Consider the following 20,127-nt stretch of genomic DNA (forward strand, 5'->3'; position numbering starts at 1 on the left):
AACACAATCATTATAAGAGTGCAATTTGAGATAAGCACCAATTATCTTTCCTAGAGCGTCAAAGGAACACGAATTTTTTCCAATTATGAGTATTACCTCATGTTCTCACTTTAAAATCAATGAGTTCCCGAATAATTATCTAGATATCCGTTTTATAAAAGTAGTTGCTTTAGGGTCAATGGCTGCTCTGCTACACCTAAGCGCTGCGCTGCTGTGAGCCCTTGCTTATCTTGGTAGCACAGATTGTGCCAAGCTCTAAAAATGTCGAGTAATGGAAGAATACCCCCAGGACGAAGCTTACGTCTAGGTTCATTTATGAAGCTATCAAATAACAGTTGAAAGCGCTGTTGATAGAACTTAGTTTGTTGGATTGAGGCAGTGTTAAACCACTGTTTTGGTTCTGGATTGTTACCCGTTAGGTAGCAAATGCCTTTCTGATTATCACCTTGATTCGCGATAGCCCAGCGATCACGCCACCAACTCATGTGAACGATGTCGATCTTTTCAAAACTTTGATCGTCTTGCCAGCCCGAGTCTTCCTCTACATACATAAGGTCGATATTTTGACTCTGAATACGCGGCAAACATACGCTTAAAGCGGCAGATCTTAGTAATGGATCTTGTGGCATATAGATGGCGACATGCTTGTTTTCATTACACATACCAAGCACATTTAGAAAGTGTGCATACGAGGTATAAGGCGGCCGAATTAGTGCACCTTTTGAAGGGTAGCTAAATGCAGTGAGGTTGCCCATAGGGTCCTCAACGTTACCTCTTGCTAGAATCACTTGATACTGCTGATCAATGCGCTCTTTTAGCTTGTCAGAGGGCTGAGGTAGTTCGAGATTAGCCTCTGAAGAGTGCTCTTTGGATACAAAACGCGAAACATCATCATAAGGATTATGGTCAACACTCCCTGATGGTTCTTCATTTTGAGAGTAGTTAACGTGCTGGCAAAGGATATAACCAGAATGCGCCTCACCCGTCACTATCCACACCACACCGTTGTTGCTTTGTGGTTGTAGACGTTGGTAGTGAGAAGCGAATTCGTAATCTTTCGCATGGTTAACCCATCGAGCATCGAGCATCGCTAATTTACGACGGCAACGGCTAGCGATATGGTCAACATGATCATAGAAAGTCTTTGGATTGATTTCTAATTTTCTACAGATTTCACGCACGGAATAACCCATGAACAATAGGCCCATGAGGTTCTCTTGAAATTGAAGTTTTTTATTGGATCCAGACCATTTATCAACGAAGGTTGATTTGCAATCTTTGCACCTGTAACGCTGCCTGTCGCCACTGTAGCCAAAGGCATGGTAAAGATGTTTGTGAGTATGAACCGATAAGCCAAAGTTATCGCAATCATCATTACAACAAGCTGGGAGTCCATCGCTGTGAAGTTGTCTTAGGCGATGAAGTTCGCTTAACACTTCACGGTTATTAAGTAAGGGGGGGAAAGCTCCACATTCACGACAAACCATCGCTGGACGCTTAGGGTTAGCGTGTTGCAAAACATACCGTTTTGCATCGCTCAAGCCAAAGTTGTCACACGCCAATGTTTTACAAAAGTTGAGTTGCAAACCATCCGCATCTTTTGGCAGCTTGTCGTTAGACACGATCTCCCCCTCGGGATTATTTGAGCAGCCAAGTGAGCTTGGCTGCGGGGTAACGCTTTTCAATGTATATTTTATCAAATCGTTAGATGTTGATTGCTGTCTCTAGAGCAACTTTCATCATGTCGTTGAAAGATTTTTGACGCTCTTCAGAGCTTAGTTTCTCACCACGGATGATGTGGTCAGATACGGTTAGGATAGTCAGTGCTTTAGCACCAAGGTCCGCAGCAACACCATAGATACCTGCCGCTTCCATATCAACACCAAGGATGCCTAGCTTTTCCATTTTTTCGAAAATGTCAGCTTCTGGAGTGTAGAAAAGATCTGCAGAGAACACATTACCAACTTTAACTGGAACTTCTTGTGCACGAGCTTGGTTTACTGCTTCTTCTAGAAGACCGAAATCAGCGATTGCAGCGAAGTCGTGGTTGTTGAAACGAATACGGTTTACTTTAGAGTCTGTTGAAGCACCCATACCGATAACAACGTCCATTAGTTTAACGTCGTCACGTACTGCACCACAGCTACCTACGCGAATTACGTTCTTTACACCGTATTCAGCGATTAGCTCGTGTGTATAGATGCAAGCAGATGGGATACCCATACCGTGGCCCATTACAGAAACTTTCTTACCTTTGTAAGTGCCTGTGTAACCAAACATGTTGCGAACGTCACAAACTTGCTTAACGTCATCAAGGAATGTTTCAGCAATGTATTTTGCGCGAAGTGGGTCACCCGGCATCAGTACAGTTTCTGCGAAATCACCAGCTTGAGCGTTAATATGAGGTGTAGCCATGGTCATTCTCCAAAGTTTAAACGGGTAATTATAGGAACAGGATTTAATCAATTACCGATTCTGTTGAATTGAATTCGTTTTGTTGAGGCAATATTAGCGAGTTAAAACGAGCTTCCATGAGATGTTAGTCACAAAATGGGTCTGCTATTATCGTTTCATTAATATTTATAACCAAATCTGTTGAAAGCGTAAGGGCAATCGATTTTGTTTGGATAAATTAAAGGTCAGGTAAAGGAAACACTCAAACGAAAGAGCAATTGCATATGGCGTTTGAGGTAACAATACATTGTAGAGACGTTTGAACAGCGATAATCTAAACTTTGATAAAGACGGCAAACCAAGGAATTGTATGTTGTATTGCGCTAACTCGACGCTTTTTTACTCCATGAAAACACAAACACGTAAGATTGCTTTGCTCGTACAGCGAACTACTAGGTTTGTTGTGAAAGGGACTTTGATTGCTGCTGGAATTGCGTCGTCGTGGGCCTCTGCGGCAACTTTTGAGCTTCCTTCGAAAGAGAGCCGTATTGTTGGTAGGATACAGCAGCATGAAGTTGCTGTAGGTGAAACGTTAGCCATCATTGCCAAGCAATACGATATCGGTTTTCTCTCTTTAATGGCGGCAAATAAAGGTGTTGATCCTTTTCTTCCACCCAAAGGTTACGTGCTAAGTATTCCTAGCCGCCTCATTCTTCCTGATACCCCAAGAAAAGGGATAGTGATTAACTTGGCTGAGCTTAGGTTGTACTACTTCGAGCCAGAGAAAAATCAGGTGCACGTATTCCCTGTCGGTATTGGCAGGATTGGACGTGATACCCCAGAGATGATTACCAAGATAAGCCAAAAGAGACCAAACCCGACCTGGACCCCACCTAAGTCAATCCGTAAAGAGTATCTAGAGAAAGGCATTGAGTTACCGAAAGTCGTTTCTGCAGGACCAGAAAACCCTTTAGGTGAGTATGCGCTGCGACTTGCGTATGGAGCTGGGGATTACCTTATACATGGCACCAATAAGGACTTTGGAATTGGCCTGCGTGTTAGCTCAGGCTGTATCCGAATGGAGCCTAAAGATATTGAGTGGCTTTTTGAGCAGGTAAGCCGTGGCGAGCAGGTCACCATTATTAATGAGCCGATCAAGGTGTCATTAGAACCCGATAGAAGTGTGTTTGTTGAAGCGCATGAACCATTAACTCGGAGCGATGGATCAAAGAAATCATTACAGATTCCTATGGAATTAAAATGGTGGCTTGAAGACGCAAAACTGCCTAATTCAAAGGCGAAAGCGGTTATCTTTGCTCAAAACGGCGTGCCTGTTGAGATAGCCCCACCTGTAATTAAGTTCTAACACTATGTGTCTTCTGTAAGAAGGGGGGTTTTTTCCTTCTTAGTTGCTCAAATTAATTATTCCCAAATAAAAGCACCACATCCGTTAAGAGTGGTGCTGTCTATGTACTGCTTTTGAAACTCGTTTAATCTACAGCTTAATCGGGCTTAGATCACAAACTACTTAGTGTAATTGATAGTGGTTTCTATAAGTCAGTAAAATAAAGGCTTTTCAATATATTTCAATACCTTACTTTTCGACTGTCTAATCAATACCACCCATTAGCCTTCAGTATCAATAAAAATTGTCGCCACTTTGTCGCCATTATTAGTTAAAAAGTGGCTACAGACCTAATCTTGAAATAGGGTTTAACTCGGCAGCTTGAATCAGGTGATCTGGTGAAAAATGTGCGTACCGCATAGTCAGTTTGATGTCACTATGACCAAGGATTTTTTGCAATACTAAAATATTGCCCCCTTCTTCCATAAACCGACTGGCAAAGGTATGGCGAAACACATGAGTGTTTTGTCCTTTCGGTAAGTTTGGAAATGTTTTGTTAACGATATAGCCAATGCCGTAAAGACAGCATTTAAACAACTTATCCTTTTCACCTGTTCGTTTAAACTCTATCAACTCGTTATAAAGCTTTTCGGTGATCGGCACAGTACGGTTTCTCTTACTCTTGGTATCAAGAAAAGTGATCTTGTATTTTGTAATCTGCGGCAAACGTAGGTTGTTAGCTTCGGAAATACGGGCACCAGTCGATAAGCAAATTTTGCATATCAGTTCGTACTCTTTGGCTCGTTTACTTTTTTTTATTCTGTTGAATAACGTACTAATATCGTGATTTGAGAAAAAGCCCATTTCAGATTCAGCAACTTGAATCGATTTTACAGTTGCAAGTGGGTTTGGTTGCGTCCACTCACCAAGTGCAGTCAGCTCATTAAATACGGCCCTCAAACATCTTAGATCGAGATTATTAGTGGGTGCGGAAATCAACTTACCAGTGTTTGTCTCACTACCAAATCGGTTTTTTGCTTTACGGCTAGAACGCCAGTGAACAAAGTCTTTTGCCGTAAACTTGATTGCAAACGGGTTGCCGAGTTCTTCGACTATGGTGAGAAGACGAGGGTAAACTTTTTGGGAGGATTTAAGGTGTTGACCGTGAAGCTTGTACCAAAGTTCAACTAAATCATGAAGTGTGCGCAAGTCCTTTCTGTCACCCAGCCAAGGCTTATCATCAACCTCTTTCATTAGAAACTTTTCATAAGCCACCGCTTCGCCTTTGGTCGCGAAGCGTTTACGTTTTCTTGCACCGCTTCGGCCTTGGGGGTAACACTCACAAAGCCATGGTTTTTTGTTGCCGTCTTCTACTTTTCTAACTGACATAATTCTATTGAATTAAAAAAAGCCGCAATAGCGGCTTTTAATGTATGAAATCTTGTCTTACTTCTTAAGTTGAGCTTTCAGCTCTTTAAGTAGTTGGCTGGTTTGCTTTGCGCTTCTCGGCTTAGAAGTAGTTTGTTTAATTGGGTTCATTATTTACTCCTATGTTGCGTTTTTCAAGAGATGATCTCATTGTGGCACTCAGTTCTTCGGAAATCAAGCGCTTGATTGGCATATTTGAATCTAACAAGTGTGATAATGCTTCCGTATCTGTGCTATCAATTATGAATGAAATATCCTCGACAATATTTAAATGATTACAAATGATAGCGAGCCCTAGAGAACCCCATGGATCTGAAGAGTTTTCTACTGAGGACTGGAACTCAATAATTAGACGATCTATTTCAGCTTCACTGAAATGGACCTTATCACCTTTATCCAAAATCTCTATGAGCATTGAATTAAGGACAATATAGCGTCGATGAGCAGCCTTGGTATTAAATGACCGAATCAGATCTAAAGTGATGCGAGCCTCATTCAACATGTTTTGAGAAGTTAGTTCAACGACGCTATCTAGAATAGAACTGAAACTACGATCATTGATTTTTAAACCTTTGATTGTATCTATAAGTACATCAAATAGCGTGAAATCATTTAGATTTACCATCGAATCAATAGCTAAAGGTGTAGGGTAAGCATTTTGGTCTTCCTTGATAGCATCGAGAGCATAGGTTATCGCTTCATTATATTTCTCTTCCTTGAAATAGTTACGAGCCAACAAGTAGTTTGGCACCGGCATTAATGGTCGCCCACCATTTGCTTTAACAATATCTAAAAAGTCTTGCATTGAAGTTTTAAAAGTTTGGTCGTCCATACTTTCAAATGCAGTATTAATTTTATCAAGGATATCTTCATCTAATGCTTTTAGTGCATCAGATAACTGCTTTCTGAGTTTAGTTGCAGTACCTATTTCAGATAATTGCTCAACTAAACGACTGTAGTCTCTTTGGATTATTGTTTGACCGGGAGATAAGTCAGCGTCATTTATGGCATCGTAAGACGAGTCATTATTAAACGTTTTATTTAGCTTCTTCACTAAAGCGTTATAAGGGTCTGATACTTCTTGCTGTAAGTCACAATCTAACGCTTGATGAATTTGAGCAAAAAACTCATCAAAGCCATCAATTTTTACTAGATGGAAATTAGGGAATCGGCTTAGGGCTTTCAGAGGTTCGGATAAATCCTCAAACTTTGTATCTTCTCTAACACACCAATAAACGCCATGTGGAAAGTGTTCCCCTGTGAAAAGTAGTGTGTTGAGAGTATCCATTACAGAACGGTCATTGCCAGCATAGCCGACAACAATTAATCCAAATTCACTTGCATACTGCTTGAATTTCTCTCTCATGTTAGATTCAAGAGATTCTAATTCTCGCACAGTATTTTTGATGTTATCGAAGAGAAAATCACCATGTAGCTTGATGATTTTAGGGCGTTCAGATGTCAGTCGCACGCTATTTATACTAGAGTCATGAGCGCATACGATTGGCCTAAGGCTGTCTGAAAATGTGTAGCAGGCTTCATTGACAAGGTCGTCAAAGTTGGTTGTAAATATGGTATTGAAATGCTTGTTTTTTAAAAGGTTTACAAGGTAAATATATCCCCAAGAAGGTTTAGCGTTATCTATACACGTTTCAATAAACTCTCTGCGTTGGCTTGGCTGATCGTACAATTTTTCAAAGAGCACAGAGTATTCTTGGTGTTTACCGTACCAGTATTGATCTTCTAGCTTTTCACTTTCGCAATCGTACATATCAGAATAGGCCTGCCGCCACTCTTTAATTAGCTCTCCTGCAGGTTTAACTTTACTAGTTACACTAGCACCAGCCCCTAGAAACAGGGTGAAATTAGGGTGGTGATTTTGTGTGTTTTTTAAGATATTTATTAGGTGCTTTTGAGGCTTAAATATTTGGCTCATAATTGTGTCTGTTTTTTATTCTTAACTAGATAAATGTAGTCATTCATCAAAAGCCAGAGCTAATTAATAATGCGATATCCTTAACGTCCGTGCCTTTCAAGGTGCAAACTCTAGTGACCTATGCCAGGACGCTGAATATCGAACTCTTCTTTCTTACCACGTACATCCTACACATCGACAGTAAACTAATGTCTATTGGTTTAATGACGATGCCACGACAGGTTTTGTAAACAAGTTCTTAGCCTTGTTAATTAAGTGGTAATTATGATGAATGGTGCTTATTTTTGATCTGTTATGTGCTATCTCTTCTTCATTTCCATAGCTACACGGCCAAGTACTTTTATATCTTCTTCGGATACTTCAATGGTCGATGTGTCAAACGCGATCGCTAATTTCTTACCTGGTAAACGCTGCAGGTAGTTGATAGACAAGCGTCCATCTACATCAATCAAGTAATCGCCTGATATTGGGTCAACAGATTCCTTGTTGATGTAGTAAATCCCTGCATCGTCTTCAATGACTTGGGTGTTTGATGGCTTTAGACCAAAACGGTCAAGGGTCGCCAAGTCCAAAGACATGCTGCCGGATTTCTCTAATAAGCCAGCCTCAAGCTTGTATGTTGCGAGATTCTCATTCGGACTGCTGCTACCAGAAAACGGTTCACCTTCACCAAGAGCAAGGTACTTAACTGATGCACCGGATGCTAGGTGTTCTCGAACAATTAACTCATGAGCAATTCGATCGTGATGATGCCAAGTTAGGATGGTCGATTTTGGGATTCCGTAGTGGTCGGCGAGCAGGTTATAGCTATTACAACCTGTCACTATTTTTAGTCTATCCGTGAATTCTCGACCACTTGAGTACTCGAATGGGGGAATCTTAGCTGGAATTCGACTCATTTCATTAGCCCTGTCATAAATAGATCTGGATCTCGAAATCAATCGCTATCAATCCTGTTTTCAATTAAATTGAATTTGAAGCTTGATTTGATTGTTTTTTCGATCAATTATAATTTCATATTCAATTGATGCTGCCATGTTCCACCATTAAGCATCAACAAATCTCAAACGAATAGGATACCACTTATGGCAACACTTCAAATAGCAATTGATGCGCCTGTATGCACAAAAAAGGAATTTTTGCGTCGTACTGGCATGTCTTCCTCTTCATTTGATCGCCAAAAAGACCTTGGCAATATTCCTATTGTTCCGAAAGACGGCTCTAAAGGTCTGATTATGGTGAACATGGTCAAATACATGGAAAGGTTGGCGGAGCAAAAGGTATGAGCTTCGCAACTTCACCTAAAACCAAACTCACCCAGCAAGGCACGAATAAGTCATGGGAAGACAAGTACCCCAACGTATGTCCACTATGGCTCGATATTGTTGGTTGCTCATTCGTTTTCGTTCCGTTTTTCTTCATTTGAGTATTAGTTATGGACGCAAATAACTCAATGTGTTTATTACGTGAACGCAAACAACAAGCTTTTGATGCTGCTTGCTGTGATTTTGTTGTCAATCATGATGTTGAAGCGATTGCCCGAAAGCTTGAGTTTAACGGCACGATGCTTCGCAACAAGCTGAACCCAAATCAACCCCATGTACTTAAGCCTGTTGAGCTGGCGTTAATCAGCCGCGTTTCTGGTGACTACTCAATCGTAAACACGTTATTTACTAATGATGGTGTTGTAACCATTCCACTTCCAAAAGATGAAGACGAACTCAACTTGCTTGAAAGAGTTCTTCAGCTAAACGCACATTCTGGTGAGCTTTCTAGCGATGCGTTAGCCATGTGCACCGCAGAGCGTTTACCGCGATCTACTAAACGCAAAACCTTAGCTAAGGCGCAAGCCGCTTTGGGTAATCTGGTTTTGCTTATTAATGACCTTGAACACCGCACCACAGGCCTGCAGCCACTAATGCAATTTGGCACAGATTTTCTGGCTAATGGTGCACCTATTCCAGGCTTAGCCTAACCAGCTTGAGCCCGATTAAGAGGATATGAACACCATGAGTCAGTTAGCTAGACAACAAGAAATGCAGCCCTCTCCACATAAAGGAAGAGCGCCAAGCGCAGCAGATAGCATTGCCGCGTGTAAGTCGCTTTTCGATAAAAGTGCAAAGCGTAGAAAGCTGCGCGATATGTATAACGAAATGAATGATCGTAGCCGTGGCTTAATTCTGATTGCAGGTGGTATGCCACCAAAAGATTACAGCCGTGAGTTTGATTCATTCAATGACCTTGAGTTGCAAAAAGTCCGTTCTGGAATGCAGCTACTTAAAGAGATGGTGATGAAATTCGACCGCAAAGTGGGTGATGTTCGCCGTCTAAAACATTCCGATATCAGCAAAGTTATTTAATAGCCTAGCCAGCCATTTGCCCCTGTAATCGGGGGCTTTTTTCGTCTTAGCGTAGGAGCATAGAAGATGAATACATTTGAAAAACTAACCGAAGCACGAAACCTAATAGACCAAGTGATTAACCGCAATGTTAGTTCAATTGGTCATGTCGATTTACCTGCCGAAGCACTGGCAATTAAGCAGAAGTTACTTAGTGGATTGAATACAGATAGAGAAGTATTCGACATCGTTAACGCTATCAATGCGTTGGCAATGGCGAATACGGATGTGATTCATGTCTTCACGGATTTCTCAGGGCATGTAGATAAGTTCAAAGTCTACGTGAATCCAGCAAATACAGATTACCAATCAAACGTCCACCGTAAGCTATTAGATGAGGAAGTCCGCCTAAAAGATAAGTATGCACTTGAGCAACTTCTATTTATCGAAGGCCAATTGACAGAGCTGATCATCGAAGCCCGTGAACAAGCTGAAGAAGAGGCAGAGGTGGAAGCATGAGTTCAACTACTGGAAAAGTGCAACCTCGTGAGCTGTACCCAACGCCGCCAGAAGTTGTCGGCGCATTACTATCAAAGTTAACCGTTCGTCCTACCGACAAGTTTTTAGAACCTTGCTTCGGCACTGGCGCAATCTTCGACAAGATAGCTTTGCCACAAAGCCAAAAGTCATTTGCTGAAATCGAAAAAGGTATTGATTACCTAACAACAGATTTCGGTACCCAAGACGTGATCATCACTAATCCACCATTTTCTCTAACAGAAGAGTTCATTCGAAAAAGCCTAAGTGAATTAGCGCCAGACGGAACAATGGCATACTTGCAACGTGTTAACTATTTAGGCTCAACAAAACGCTTACCTTTTTGGCGTGAAATTGGATTCCCTCAAAAAACGCCTGTTATCGTTCCACGTCCTCGCTTTGTGGGCGGTGGTTCTGACTCATGCGAATACATGTGGTTTATCTGGGATAAAGGTGACCGTTTCAATTTGCCTAACGGTCTGAGCAATATCATTTCTGCTGGCCTAGTTGTGTGTAATGAGTGCTCACATGAAATCAAGAAGAAAGATTTTATGTGCAAAGGCTGTGGCTCACCAGTGAAGATGTAGCTGCATGAGCATCCTAATAGAACCAACTGAAATCGACCTATACGATCTTCCATGGCAAGCCCCTTTAACTGAGGTTGAAGCGGGTTGCTTTGTTTCGCGTCGATACAACACAATTATTGAACCTGATGATCTTAGTGTTCTGGAACGTAAGCTATTTGAAGCTAACCCAAACGATTTCGAGTGGGCGAAAGATAAGATTAAAGACCTACCGGACTACCTAACCAAGTACTTTGTTACTCGTTACGTTTCAGTGTTCGAAAAGAAAGGTCGTAAAGATGCCAACATATTTTTGCGTGAACGTATGGGGCCAGCCGCTGAACGTGCGTTGATGGTTTTACGCAAATATAAAAAGTTACCGACAACCCAAAAGGTTTCTTTGCTTAGTGAAGAGTTTAGCGACGCTGAGCAAAGCGACTTTGCACAAAAAGAGCAAATGCGTTTTGACTTCGAAAAGGCAGAGCGCAACCGCAAACCAGTTAAAAGTCGACTACTGGCAGAGCTTGAGCCGTCAGAAGTTAAAGACATGGCATTCAAAATTAGCCAAATTACTAAGGCTAAATTCCCTCTTATCGCTGCACGTATAGCTAATCGTGATCTGGATGAAGTCGAAATTCCAGAGGTAATCGGCTATGAAGAATTAGCCGAATTTGTCTGTCACTTTGGTATGACTCCACCGCGCAAGAAAAAGAAACAAACTGACCTAACCGCATTGAATGACATTTCACGCATGTTAGATGAAAAGTGGTGGTATGGACGCCTTAACAAAACACGCAAAATCATGCGTGAGCACCTAGCCATTGCTATGGGGCAAGTCTCTTCAAAAGCATCACCTTATGCGTCATGGGACTGCGTTCGTGAACACCAAGCGCAGCAAACTGCTAACTATGAATACATTAAGCAATGCCAGTTATTAGATGAAGAAACAGGCGAAGAAGCTGATCTATGGGATATGGTCAAAAAGAGTGTGGCTAACCCTGCTATTCGTCGTCATGAATTAATGGTGCGTTGTCGTGGTTGTGAAGACATTGGCAACGAGTTGGGTTTGCAAGGTCTGTTCTTAACGTTGACCACTCCATCTAAGTATCACAACTCATACAAGAAAGGCGGCTTTATTGGTCACTGGAACGGTGCAAGCCCACGTGATGCGCAATCTTACCTAAACAACGTATGGCAGCGAGTCCGCGCCAAACTAGGTCGTGAAGAAATCCGTTGGTTTGGTGTTCGCGTTGCAGAGCCGCATCACGACGGCACACCACATTGGCACTTGCTGATCTGGGTAAAACCAGAAGACGTGATGCAAGTGCGTGACATCTTCATTTCTTACGCCACGCAAGAAGACCGTGGCGAACTGCACCCAGAGTTTGAGAAAGAGAAAAAAAAGCCATTTCGCAAAGGTGCTTACGTTGGGCCGCTAGATTACCGCCCACGTTGCGACTTGGGTTTTATTGACTCAGAGAAAGGCACAGCAACGGGCTACATCGCCAAATACATTTCAAAGAACATTGACGGCTTTGCAATGGACGGGGAGATCTCGGACGAAACAGGCAAGCCAGTTAAAGACATGGCGAAGAATGTGAGTGCTTGGAAAAGCCGTTGGAACATTCGCCAGTTCCAGTTCTTCGGTGGTGCACCAGTCACGACTTACCGTGAGCTACGCCGCTTCGCTAACCAGAACAAAAAAGCGTTTATGGAATACCTCTTCATGCAAGAGCGTGTCGACCTACTCACTATTTACTCAATGCTGCAGCGTGATCTTGTTGGGCCTATCAAGCCGAGCAAGCTGATCACCAATGAAGAGTTAATGAAAGTGATTGGTGATAGCTACCAGTCACGCATGAAGACCGAAGACGCAAGCATCACAGACACTTTAAAAGCTGCTGACCATGGTAACTGGCAAGGTTACATCATGGGGCAAGGTGGCCCATTCGTTAAGCGTGAAGATTTACTGATCGTGAATTCTTATGAAGTTCTGCCGTTCGCTTCACCACATGGCGAAGACGTCCGCAAAATTGAGGGTTTCACTACACCAGAAGAAACCATCAAAACACGCACCAAAGCTTGGACGATTCAGAAGAAATCAAAGGTTAACGATGGAGCTAAAGCGTGCGCTCTTGGGAGCGAAGCGACCGCTTTTGGAGCCTCTGGCTCCTCTCGGAGTTCTGTCAATAACTGTACGGAGCCTGAGAATGTACAGGTCTGCGATCAGCTAACCCGATTATTAGACCCACGTTCTTCACAGAGTAAAGAGGATAAGCAGGCGAATAAATCACCAAATATTGATGAAGCGGCGCTGGCCGCACTGCTAAAAGGCAGCTCAATTCGCATCGACGATGCAACCAGTATTCAAATCCGCCCTGCGGAGGTAGACGAACACGGCAATAAACGGCCTGCCCAGTTGGTAGAAGTGAGCCGTCAACGTTCGGACGACACCAATTGGATGGATTTCGAGGGTTGGGACAACCTATTCGCCCAACCAGAAAAGCAAGAGTATCAACAACCCGACCTGTCGATTTTCCCTGATGGGGACGACTGGCCATTAGCGTAGAAGTGGGTGTACAAAGACTAACTATTTACGTAAATAGTTAGTCTAGGGTTATGTTACATATAAAAAAGCACACCAATTGGTGTGCTTAGATATTCTATACAGCAGACTTGCAATTAGCTTGCTGAACTCACATTTATAAGTTCATCTGATTTTTCAAATAATAGCTTAGCGGTATCTTTGCTAGTTTCAGTGTTGATCTTCGTTATGGCTACATCGAGGTCATAATCTGCTAGGTTGCGTCTGTCTCGCTCTTGCCTCAAAGACTCACCTAGCATAAAAAGTGCACGGAAGTTATGGTCTTCATCATCTCGGGCATCGCTTTGTAAATAGCGAATTAGGTTTTCGTGATCACTTTTAGTGTATAGCAGAGGTTCTAGTTTCAGGATAGACTTTGTTTTGTGGTACATCGCATAGTAATAACGACTAATCGCAGAACGTCTGTGTACTTCACAGTTTTCGTCTTTCGCGTGAATACCCTCTGCAAAACTGAGTAACTCTTCTGGGCTAATCGGCATATCGACATCTCGCAACAGTTTCACCGGGTTCAACCATTTCAAATCGGGTCACAATAGTTGGAGTATTTAAGTTCGCATCAATTAGCTCACCTACAAGATCCCAATTTAGCTCGGCCAATTGTCTTGTGGTTTCGGTTTCTACATTGAGGACAATACTTAACCAATCTGACTCAGGTTGTTTTTTGAGCACGGTTGAATTTAGAATGATTCCGGATTTTTGTGCAACCCCTGATGCTAGGCCAATTACACGAGAGCATATGGATTTCTCTAGTTCTAGTTCTTCAACTGCTGTATCAACAGTGCTAGAAACGGTTTGAAAGTAATTGTAAAGATGGCCAATGTCACCGGAAGAACACAGGTTCATTTTTTCCAGTTTTGTCATAGCGCGCTCCATTTGCAATACATCGGGGTAAGCAGCAAAGAATGCCGTAAAACTAGGTAGATAGTTTGGGTCATCTAAAAAGTTTTGAAGTTGATTAACTTGTTCAATAGCTACTTTAGGGAAAGCATTTAGTTGAAGTATAGATAAGCAACTAGATATTGTTGCGGGATCAGCGATGTATTCTAATCCTCGTAATGCTGATTCTTTAGCGAGTTCTTTCTCGCCAGCAATCGTATAAACGTATGCTGTTAAAGTATGCATTCTATCAAGAGTTGTTTGCTTTTTAGCTTCTTTGAGCAGGCGAGCTTTCGTAAAAGGGTCGAGAGCTTTCCCTGTTCCAAGATAACAGAACAGTTCTCTTAACAAATCATTAGTATTTGCAAGTGCTACAGGTGAACTCAAATTACAGTGCCTTTATTGATAGAATTGGAAGCATTACAGTATATAAAAAGTATATACGAACCTTGAGGACGCAGACTATACATCACCCCAAAGTTTCAAACAATCATCACATTGTCAGTTCTTTATCAATATGAGTCAATGTTCATCAATATCATTACACACCATTGACTATTATAGTTCACATCGGCTAGTGTGATAGAGCACTGGCTTAATCCAGTGCCGGGATTAGTACCCCGTTTAGATATAGGCGCATAGACGCCAGCTTTTAGCTGGTTTTTTATGTGTAGCTTTAGCACAACTGAAAATGCCGTTGTAGAAAATCACGGTGATCTTAGAACGACTTCAATCAAAATTGCAGAAGCATTTGGTAAACGGCATGATAATGTAATGTGTACCCTTAGCAATTTGGATTGCTCAGAAGAATTCAATGCCCTCAATTTTGAGGAGATTGATTATTTAGACGCAAAAGGACGATTTCAGTAAGCCTACCAAATGACCAAAGACGGCTTTATGTTCTTAGTTATGGGATTTACAGGCAAGAAAGCCACAGCAATCAAAGAAGCCTACATCGACGCCTTTAATCAAATGGCTAACCAAATCCGTTCAAATCTTCCAACACTTCCGCCGTTCGCTGGCAACCAACTCCCAAATAGCACCTACCCAAATTTTTACGACTCTGGTTTGATACCGGCTCACTATCAACGTTGCCAATCTGAAACCCATTGGACATACCATATTAAATTCAATGTAAGGCCAAGAAGCGGCAAGTTCTCAGAGACCTTTGAATTGGGTATCGGTGGAAAAGGTCAAGCGCAACCGAATTTCTCATCTAGCGGTTCGCAGTTTGTCGACAGTAATTTCTATTTGGAATATCGAGACTTGAATGAACTGTGTGAATACATCGCAAAAGTGCTAGCCAAGTACTGGGCAAGGTGTCCGTTTTAATGTGATTTTTGTTATATTTTTTAATGCAACTGCATGTAATTAAAGAAAAAGAATTTCCACTTATCCACAACATAATTAAGGTGGGTTGAAACGACGGTTATCCACAGCCGTCGTTTTTTTTCGCCTATTGACAGCCGATCTGCTTTTCGCAACTATAAATACACCCTCCTTTCTCATCTCTCCACACTCAATTTTTTTAATTAAGCACCAATCCGTTTAACTGATTTGTCATTGGCGTTTTTGAACGCTCAATTTAGTCATCGGCATTAGAGAATTTTTTTGCGAAAAAGTGGCCGCTCAAAAGGTTGACATAAAAATAGTTCTGGTAGGTTGGTGTGAGTCACCAAGGCTCAGCCCAGTAACCACGGGCGACTTTGGAAGTTTTTAAACCATGTTAGCTTGGTAATTATGCGGCATTTGGAAAAACGCTGATCGTATCTGGTGATATTTTGAGCGTCGTTTGAGCTGTGTATAGTGCGTTTCAACAAAGCCGTTTGGTTACGTGATTTCGGAAAAATTTTCAGTCTAGGTATGCTGAAAGTACATCAAAGAAGTAGGAGAAGAAGATGAACTCAATTAACCCTCAAACAACCTATCAGTACATGGTTGATTTAAGAGATCAAGAGTTGGCGAAGGCCCGAACCTTGGAAGAAAAGGTAAAAGTGCTTATCCACTTTTGCACTGTGCAAGATGCATTGTACGAGCGTGATTGGCAGTCACTCAATACTGCGGCTTAAAACTTTGACCAGTTCTGTGATCGACTTTTTTACAGGCGCAGGCAGTCTTTCTAGGTGTTCAACCAGGTCGCAGGGGTTGGCGGGGCGCAAGTCAATTGTACCTCGCGCTATGTCCAATAAACTGATGTTGTAATGATTGCATAGTATCTCTATCTGCTCAGCATTGATCAGTGCTCGATGTTGCTCGGTGTTGCTCGAGTCGCTGCACTCTTCGATAGGTATTGCTGTTCAATTTTGGCATTTCTATCCCCTTAGTGCGCCATATTTGGTGTTTTTGATGGATGAAAAGCCAGTCAAGGTTAGCAGTTAGATGCATGCTAAATAATTCAAATGATTAGAGTTGTTTTGTCTTTAGACTTAGCTGCAAAAGTCATTGAATTATCTAAGTGTAGTTGACCACATAAAAAGTAATTAAATTTGTACAGGTAAAACTACTGTATTAATATACAGTAAATCGTCAGTTGGGAGGCTTAATGTCTGAACTACATAATAATGCGGAGGCGTTTGTTTTATGCGCTTTGGCTGAGGATACAAGCGGGAACCACGAAGAAAACCAAGACATTGGCATGTTCTTAATTTCATTGATTCTTGCCCATAAAAAAGGACAGCTAGAAGCTGTCCATGTTACCGGGCCTAATTATGAGGGTTTATTAAAATAAAGCTAACTGCTCCTTTAAATGGTCTCGATGTCCAGGCTTTAACATCTTGATTAAGCAGTTCGTCAATTCATCGGTGTCTTTCGATGATGGACTTAGCGTGTGACAAAAATACAAAGACATAACAAACTGATGTTCACAAGTTGGGTTCTTACACTCACAATATAAATCTGCACAGTCGTTCGATAGGCGGTTGGTTTTATTAATCACCGCCCGCTCGCCACAACCGCAAGTAATGCGACTACCAAACAAAGACGGCTTGCTAGTTGCGCCAATTCCGAAATGAAGTTTTGACTGTTTTAGTGAGTGGCGATAGCCGATAGAACTCACAAAGGTATGCCCACATTCTGGGTTAGAACAGGAACAAGATAAATCTGCGCAATTGGCATCTTTAGCGATGCTTCTACTTATAATCGCGCGTTCACCACATTTGCAATACACTCGCATACATTGACCTAACTTAACTGACTGACAGCATAATATTACGTCAATGGCTGTGTTTTTGTACAGTTTCATACTGTTGTTACCTTATCGGTATCAAACTTCAAATGGAGCCGTTTAGGGAGCTCTGGGTCGCTGTTCACTTCATCCATAATCAGTTCACAAACAGGAATAATTTCATCTTTGGCGTATTCGCTGCCAATCTTAATCGGGTCACCCAAACTGGTAGTGCCTTGAGGAATGATTCCTGCTTTACCTACCGGGAAGCGATGACCCACTAAAATATCTTGGGCGGTAATGTTTTTAATCCGCTCAAATTCATCCTTAGTAGCAATGTCACCAACCGGAATTAACTGAATACCCTTCTCTTTTCCGTTTGGGATGTTTACAAACATACTGCGGAAATTACCCACGCCCTTAGAGCTGGCAATGGTTTCCTTCATCTTCTTTTCGTCTTCTTCACTTAGGTTCGGGTCAGAAGCGTAGAAGATAAAGCCCATATGAGCACCGTTTTTGTAGTATCGGCGGCGAAATAGCGTGGCATCTTTATTTAATAAGCTGCTCTGAATGCTGCCTAAGTAATCGGGTAATCCATAAACTTGTTGTTGCGGGTCGTACTGAGGTAAGAAGATCAAATCTTCTTTGCGGTATTCTCGTTGTTGGTTGTCTCGCTCAAGAATAACGAAGTTGCCGTTTTTGCGTTTGCGTAAGTACATGCCCGGTAACGGATGCAAGCGCACCACACGTTTAAAGCCATCACGGATTTTTAAGAAAGCGGCATCACCAAAGGTGAAGTAATCGCGGCAAAAGGCTTGAATGTGTCTGCGCCGAGTCGAACCACCTTGTTGAAATCGTCCTGCGACATAGTTGGCCCGGGCAATCAATAAAGAGCCATGATAGGCGTTGGCTCTGGCAATGTCGGCTAATCCATTGCGCGAAATTGGCGGTTCCCAATAGTTATCGGAATCGTTGTAAAACAAATCTGAGTAGGAAGTCATCCAACTATTAGAGTCGATAGCTTCAGGAGCGGAGTCGATGTGGTAGACCGACTCGGGTGCTTGTTCTTCTTGTTTGACTAAAGGTTCTCTTTGCTCGGTCATGCTGCGGTTGCCCAAGTTGATTTAGTTGGTGTTGAGTGATCTAACGGCTCATTAATAATGGCGTGAGAAATTGCCCAAAATGCATCGGCGTGGCCTGTGGTTTGGCTGCGCTCCGCTCTGAATGTCATCGCGTTGCCGCTGGCGGTCGGTACTCGCTTAATTGCCATGAATGCCATAGCAATATCTTTGTGCTCGGCATCAAATTGAAGTCGTTTGGCTTCTACAATGTCGATCATCTTCATCACAAGGCGGTTTTTGTTTTCGTTGCTGTAGTGGATTGCGTGAGCTTCGCGCGGGTATTTCTTAGAAATTAAGTCCCAAACACCGCCACCAATACCCGTGGTATCAACGCCAATGTAAGTGACTTTGTAACGCTGAAATACTTTGTCGATTTCCGAAACGTGATACTGGAAGTTGAGACCTTTCCAATAGTGCTTTTCCAATACACGAAATTTTTCACCCGATACTGCAGGCGGTGCCACAACCACCAAACAGGCATTGTCTCGGGTTCGAGATGGGTCATAACCTAACCAAACCTCTCGACGGGCAAAAGGTTGCTTGTTATTTGGCTTGAAGTCTTGCCAGTGGGCTGCATCCACCATGCCTTTTTCAAGATCAGAGAACTTGAAGACAGAAAGCGAACCATCGACAAAAACACACATAAACAGGTTGTTGAAGTCGTCTTGGCTGTATTCTTCGCGCAGTTCGTCAATGTCGAATAGGTTACAACCACCATTAGCGGCATCTTCAATGGTGACAACATAACGCCACTGCTTATCGTCGCAGAGTCGGCCACCGTCGCGATATTCTTCAAAGGTTGGAAATTCAATATTGGTGCGAGACTCTTTGCCTTTACGCCATTGGTCGCCCGTCCAAAACGGGTAAGCCTGGTGCATCTTCGATGATGGCGTAGAAAAGTAGGTTTTACGCCATTTCTTATGCGTAGCCATTGCTGAAGCGAGTTTGTTTAGCTCATCAAATTTAGGTATCCAGAAATATTCATCAACATACACATGGCCGTGGTAGCTCTGGGCTGTTTTGCTATTGGTTGATAGGAAACGTAGTTCTGCGCCGTTAGAAAGAATGATCGGGTTGCCGGTTAATTCGATGTCTAAAAACTCTTTACCAATGGCAATAATGTAGCTGCGGAAAACTTCCGCTTGAGCGCGAGAAGCCGAAAGAAATATTTGGTTATCGCCCGTTAGAATTGCATCTTCTAACGCTTCACCACTGAAATAGTAAGTCGCGCCGATTTGGCGTGATTTAAGAATGTTGCGAATACGCTGTTTAATGTTGTTACGCATGACATGCTGATATTCGAATAGCGATTCATGCCAGCGTTTAAAGTCTTCTTCGGCTAGGTGCTCAATGCTGTTTTTCTTGCGGCTCTTTTTGCGATTGTTGCTACCGCTACGGCCTTGGTTAGCTGGTTCAGAACCATTAGTCTTCGAGCTGCCTTGCGAAAGCATGCGTTCAGCTTTGGCTTTTGCATCGGCATTCGCTTTTAGCAACTTAACGTGATGGTCTATGAGTTTATCCATCTCTTTAAGCTGCTGATCGGTTTTCTCGTCCTTATCAATTAACACAGCCAAACGGCGGTTAATCATTTCTTCTACAGATAGTTCGTTCAGCAACAAAGCCCAGCCGAATTTCTCCGCCCAGGTATAAATGATGCGGTCGCTATTTAGGTTAAGTTGCGCCGCTATTTCTTTTGGAGGTAATCCGCGTAAATAAAGCTTTTTCGCGGCCTCTTTTATTTCGTCTGAATATGCCATAGCTGCATCATACGCCCCGAAAACTCTGAAATGACTAAGCAAAATTCGGATGACTTCGGATTT

The 20,127-nt window shown here is 42.4% G+C and carries 20 protein-coding genes and 1 pseudogene; 11 read left to right on the forward strand and 10 right to left on the reverse strand.

Annotation, left to right across the window (positions count from 1 at the left end):
- Positions 1–152: 152 nt before the first annotated feature.
- Together L1D11_RS04490 and deoD are read right to left on the reverse strand one after the other, a co-directional pair.
- Entirely contained in the window at positions 153–1,622 is a 1,470-nt protein-coding gene (locus tag L1D11_RS04490) for a lactate dehydrogenase (RefSeq protein ID WP_239834245.1), read from the reverse strand.
- Positions 1,623–1,704: 82 nt separating this feature from the next.
- Entirely contained in the window at positions 1,705–2,415 is a 711-nt protein-coding gene (gene deoD / locus L1D11_RS04495; RefSeq protein WP_239834244.1) for a purine-nucleoside phosphorylase, read from the reverse strand.
- A 349-nt stretch (positions 2,416–2,764) separates the two neighbouring features.
- On the opposite strand from deoD, the gene L1D11_RS04500 reads away from it, so the two are divergent.
- A complete protein-coding gene (locus L1D11_RS04500) occupies positions 2,765–3,760 on the forward strand; it encodes a L,D-transpeptidase family protein (RefSeq protein ID WP_239834243.1) in 996 nt (331 codons plus the stop codon).
- Positions 3,761–4,081: 321 nt separating this feature from the next.
- Here the strand turns inward: L1D11_RS04500 and L1D11_RS04505 are convergent, their stop codons facing one another.
- The 3 genes from L1D11_RS04505 to L1D11_RS04515 form a co-directional block, all read right to left on the reverse strand.
- On the reverse strand, positions 4,082–5,128 hold the full coding sequence (locus L1D11_RS04505; protein ID WP_239862053.1) for a tyrosine-type recombinase/integrase: 1,047 nt from the start codon (positions 5,126–5,128) through the stop codon (positions 4,082–4,084).
- 136 nt (positions 5,129–5,264) lie between these two features.
- Positions 5,265–7,103 carry an SIR2 family protein gene (locus tag L1D11_RS04510; protein ID WP_239862055.1) on the reverse strand — a complete coding sequence of 613 codons (1,839 nt, stop codon included), beginning with the start codon at positions 7,101–7,103 and terminating at the stop codon, positions 5,265–5,267.
- A gap of 299 nt (positions 7,104–7,402) precedes the next feature.
- Positions 7,403–8,002, reverse strand: coding sequence for a phage repressor protein CI (locus L1D11_RS04515; RefSeq protein WP_239862057.1), 600 nt, complete (start codon positions 8,000–8,002; stop codon positions 7,403–7,405).
- Positions 8,003–8,188: 186 nt separating this feature from the next.
- Here L1D11_RS04515 and L1D11_RS04520 point away from each other — a divergent pair, with 186 nt between their 5' ends.
- From L1D11_RS04520 to L1D11_RS04550, 7 genes are all read left to right on the forward strand, one after another.
- Positions 8,189–8,389: a hypothetical protein gene (locus L1D11_RS04520; RefSeq protein WP_239862059.1), complete on the forward strand. Its 201-nt coding sequence runs from the start codon at positions 8,189–8,191 to the stop codon at positions 8,387–8,389.
- Positions 8,386–8,529, forward strand: coding sequence for a hypothetical protein (locus L1D11_RS04525; RefSeq protein ID WP_239862061.1), 144 nt, complete (start codon positions 8,386–8,388; stop codon positions 8,527–8,529). The genes L1D11_RS04520 and L1D11_RS04525 overlap by 4 nt, the downstream gene beginning before the upstream one ends.
- A 9-nt stretch (positions 8,530–8,538) precedes the next feature.
- Complete coding sequence (locus tag L1D11_RS04530; protein WP_239862063.1) at positions 8,539–9,078, forward strand: phage regulatory CII family protein; 540 nt, start codon at positions 8,539–8,541, stop codon at positions 9,076–9,078.
- A 34-nt stretch (positions 9,079–9,112) separates the two neighbouring features.
- Positions 9,113–9,463: a hypothetical protein gene (locus tag L1D11_RS04535; protein WP_239862065.1), complete on the forward strand. Its 351-nt coding sequence runs from the start codon at positions 9,113–9,115 to the stop codon at positions 9,461–9,463.
- A gap of 66 nt (positions 9,464–9,529) precedes the next feature.
- Entirely contained in the window at positions 9,530–9,961 is a 432-nt protein-coding gene (locus L1D11_RS04540; protein ID WP_239862066.1) for a hypothetical protein, read from the forward strand.
- Complete coding sequence (locus L1D11_RS04545; RefSeq protein ID WP_239862068.1) at positions 9,958–10,566, forward strand: class I SAM-dependent methyltransferase; 609 nt, start codon at positions 9,958–9,960, stop codon at positions 10,564–10,566. Before L1D11_RS04540 ends, L1D11_RS04545 begins: the two co-directional genes overlap by 4 nt.
- Before the next feature lie 4 nt (positions 10,567–10,570).
- A complete protein-coding gene (locus tag L1D11_RS04550; protein ID WP_239862070.1) occupies positions 10,571–13,111 on the forward strand; it encodes a replication endonuclease in 2,541 nt (846 codons plus the stop codon).
- 113 nt (positions 13,112–13,224) lie between these two features.
- Here L1D11_RS04550 and L1D11_RS04555 read toward each other — a convergent pair whose 3' ends face one another.
- Positions 13,225–13,626 (reverse strand): hypothetical protein, encoded by a 402-nt coding sequence (locus L1D11_RS04555; protein ID WP_239862072.1) that lies wholly within the window; start codon positions 13,624–13,626, stop codon positions 13,225–13,227.
- On the reverse strand, positions 13,616–14,410 hold the full coding sequence (locus L1D11_RS04560) for a hypothetical protein (RefSeq protein WP_239862074.1): 795 nt from the start codon (positions 14,408–14,410) through the stop codon (positions 13,616–13,618). The genes L1D11_RS04555 and L1D11_RS04560 overlap by 11 nt, the downstream gene beginning before the upstream one ends.
- A 279-nt stretch (positions 14,411–14,689) precedes the next feature.
- Here L1D11_RS04560 and L1D11_RS04565 point away from each other — a divergent pair.
- The 3 genes and pseudogenes from L1D11_RS04565 to L1D11_RS04575 all read left to right on the forward strand — a co-directional run bounded on the left by L1D11_RS04565 (position 14,690) and on the right by L1D11_RS04575 (position 16,751).
- A pseudogene (locus L1D11_RS04565) lies at positions 14,690–15,355 on the forward strand (Rha family transcriptional regulator).
- 566 nt (positions 15,356–15,921) lie between these two features.
- Positions 15,922–16,092: a hypothetical protein gene (locus tag L1D11_RS04570; RefSeq protein ID WP_239862076.1), complete on the forward strand. Its 171-nt coding sequence runs from the start codon at positions 15,922–15,924 to the stop codon at positions 16,090–16,092.
- Positions 16,093–16,565: 473 nt separating this feature from the next.
- Positions 16,566–16,751 carry a hypothetical protein gene (locus tag L1D11_RS04575; RefSeq protein WP_239862078.1) on the forward strand — a complete coding sequence of 62 codons (186 nt, stop codon included), beginning with the start codon at positions 16,566–16,568 and terminating at the stop codon, positions 16,749–16,751.
- Here L1D11_RS04575 and L1D11_RS22705 read toward each other — a convergent pair.
- The 3 genes from L1D11_RS22705 to L1D11_RS04595 are packed head-to-tail and all read right to left on the reverse strand — an operon-like array spanning position 16,743 to position 20,064.
- The gene (locus L1D11_RS22705; protein WP_345779303.1) at positions 16,743–17,264 is read right to left on the reverse strand and encodes an ogr/Delta-like zinc finger family protein; all 522 of its coding nucleotides are present in this window, start codon (positions 17,262–17,264) and stop codon (positions 16,743–16,745) included. The two genes, L1D11_RS04575 and L1D11_RS22705, sit on opposite strands and share 9 nt — an antisense overlap.
- The gene (locus tag L1D11_RS04590; protein WP_239862080.1) at positions 17,261–18,289 is read right to left on the reverse strand and encodes a phage portal protein; all 1,029 of its coding nucleotides are present in this window, start codon (positions 18,287–18,289) and stop codon (positions 17,261–17,263) included. Before L1D11_RS04590 ends, L1D11_RS22705 begins: the two co-directional genes overlap by 4 nt.
- Positions 18,286–20,064, reverse strand: a complete 1,779-nt coding sequence (locus tag L1D11_RS04595) for a terminase family protein (RefSeq protein WP_239862082.1) — start codon at positions 20,062–20,064, stop codon at positions 18,286–18,288. The genes L1D11_RS04590 and L1D11_RS04595 overlap by 4 nt, the downstream gene beginning before the upstream one ends.
- Positions 20,065–20,127 lie beyond the last annotated feature (63 nt).

The sequence above is a fragment of the Vibrio sp. Isolate32 genome (genome assembly GCF_022397955.1).
Classification (GTDB): domain Bacteria; phylum Pseudomonadota; class Gammaproteobacteria; order Enterobacterales; family Vibrionaceae; genus Vibrio.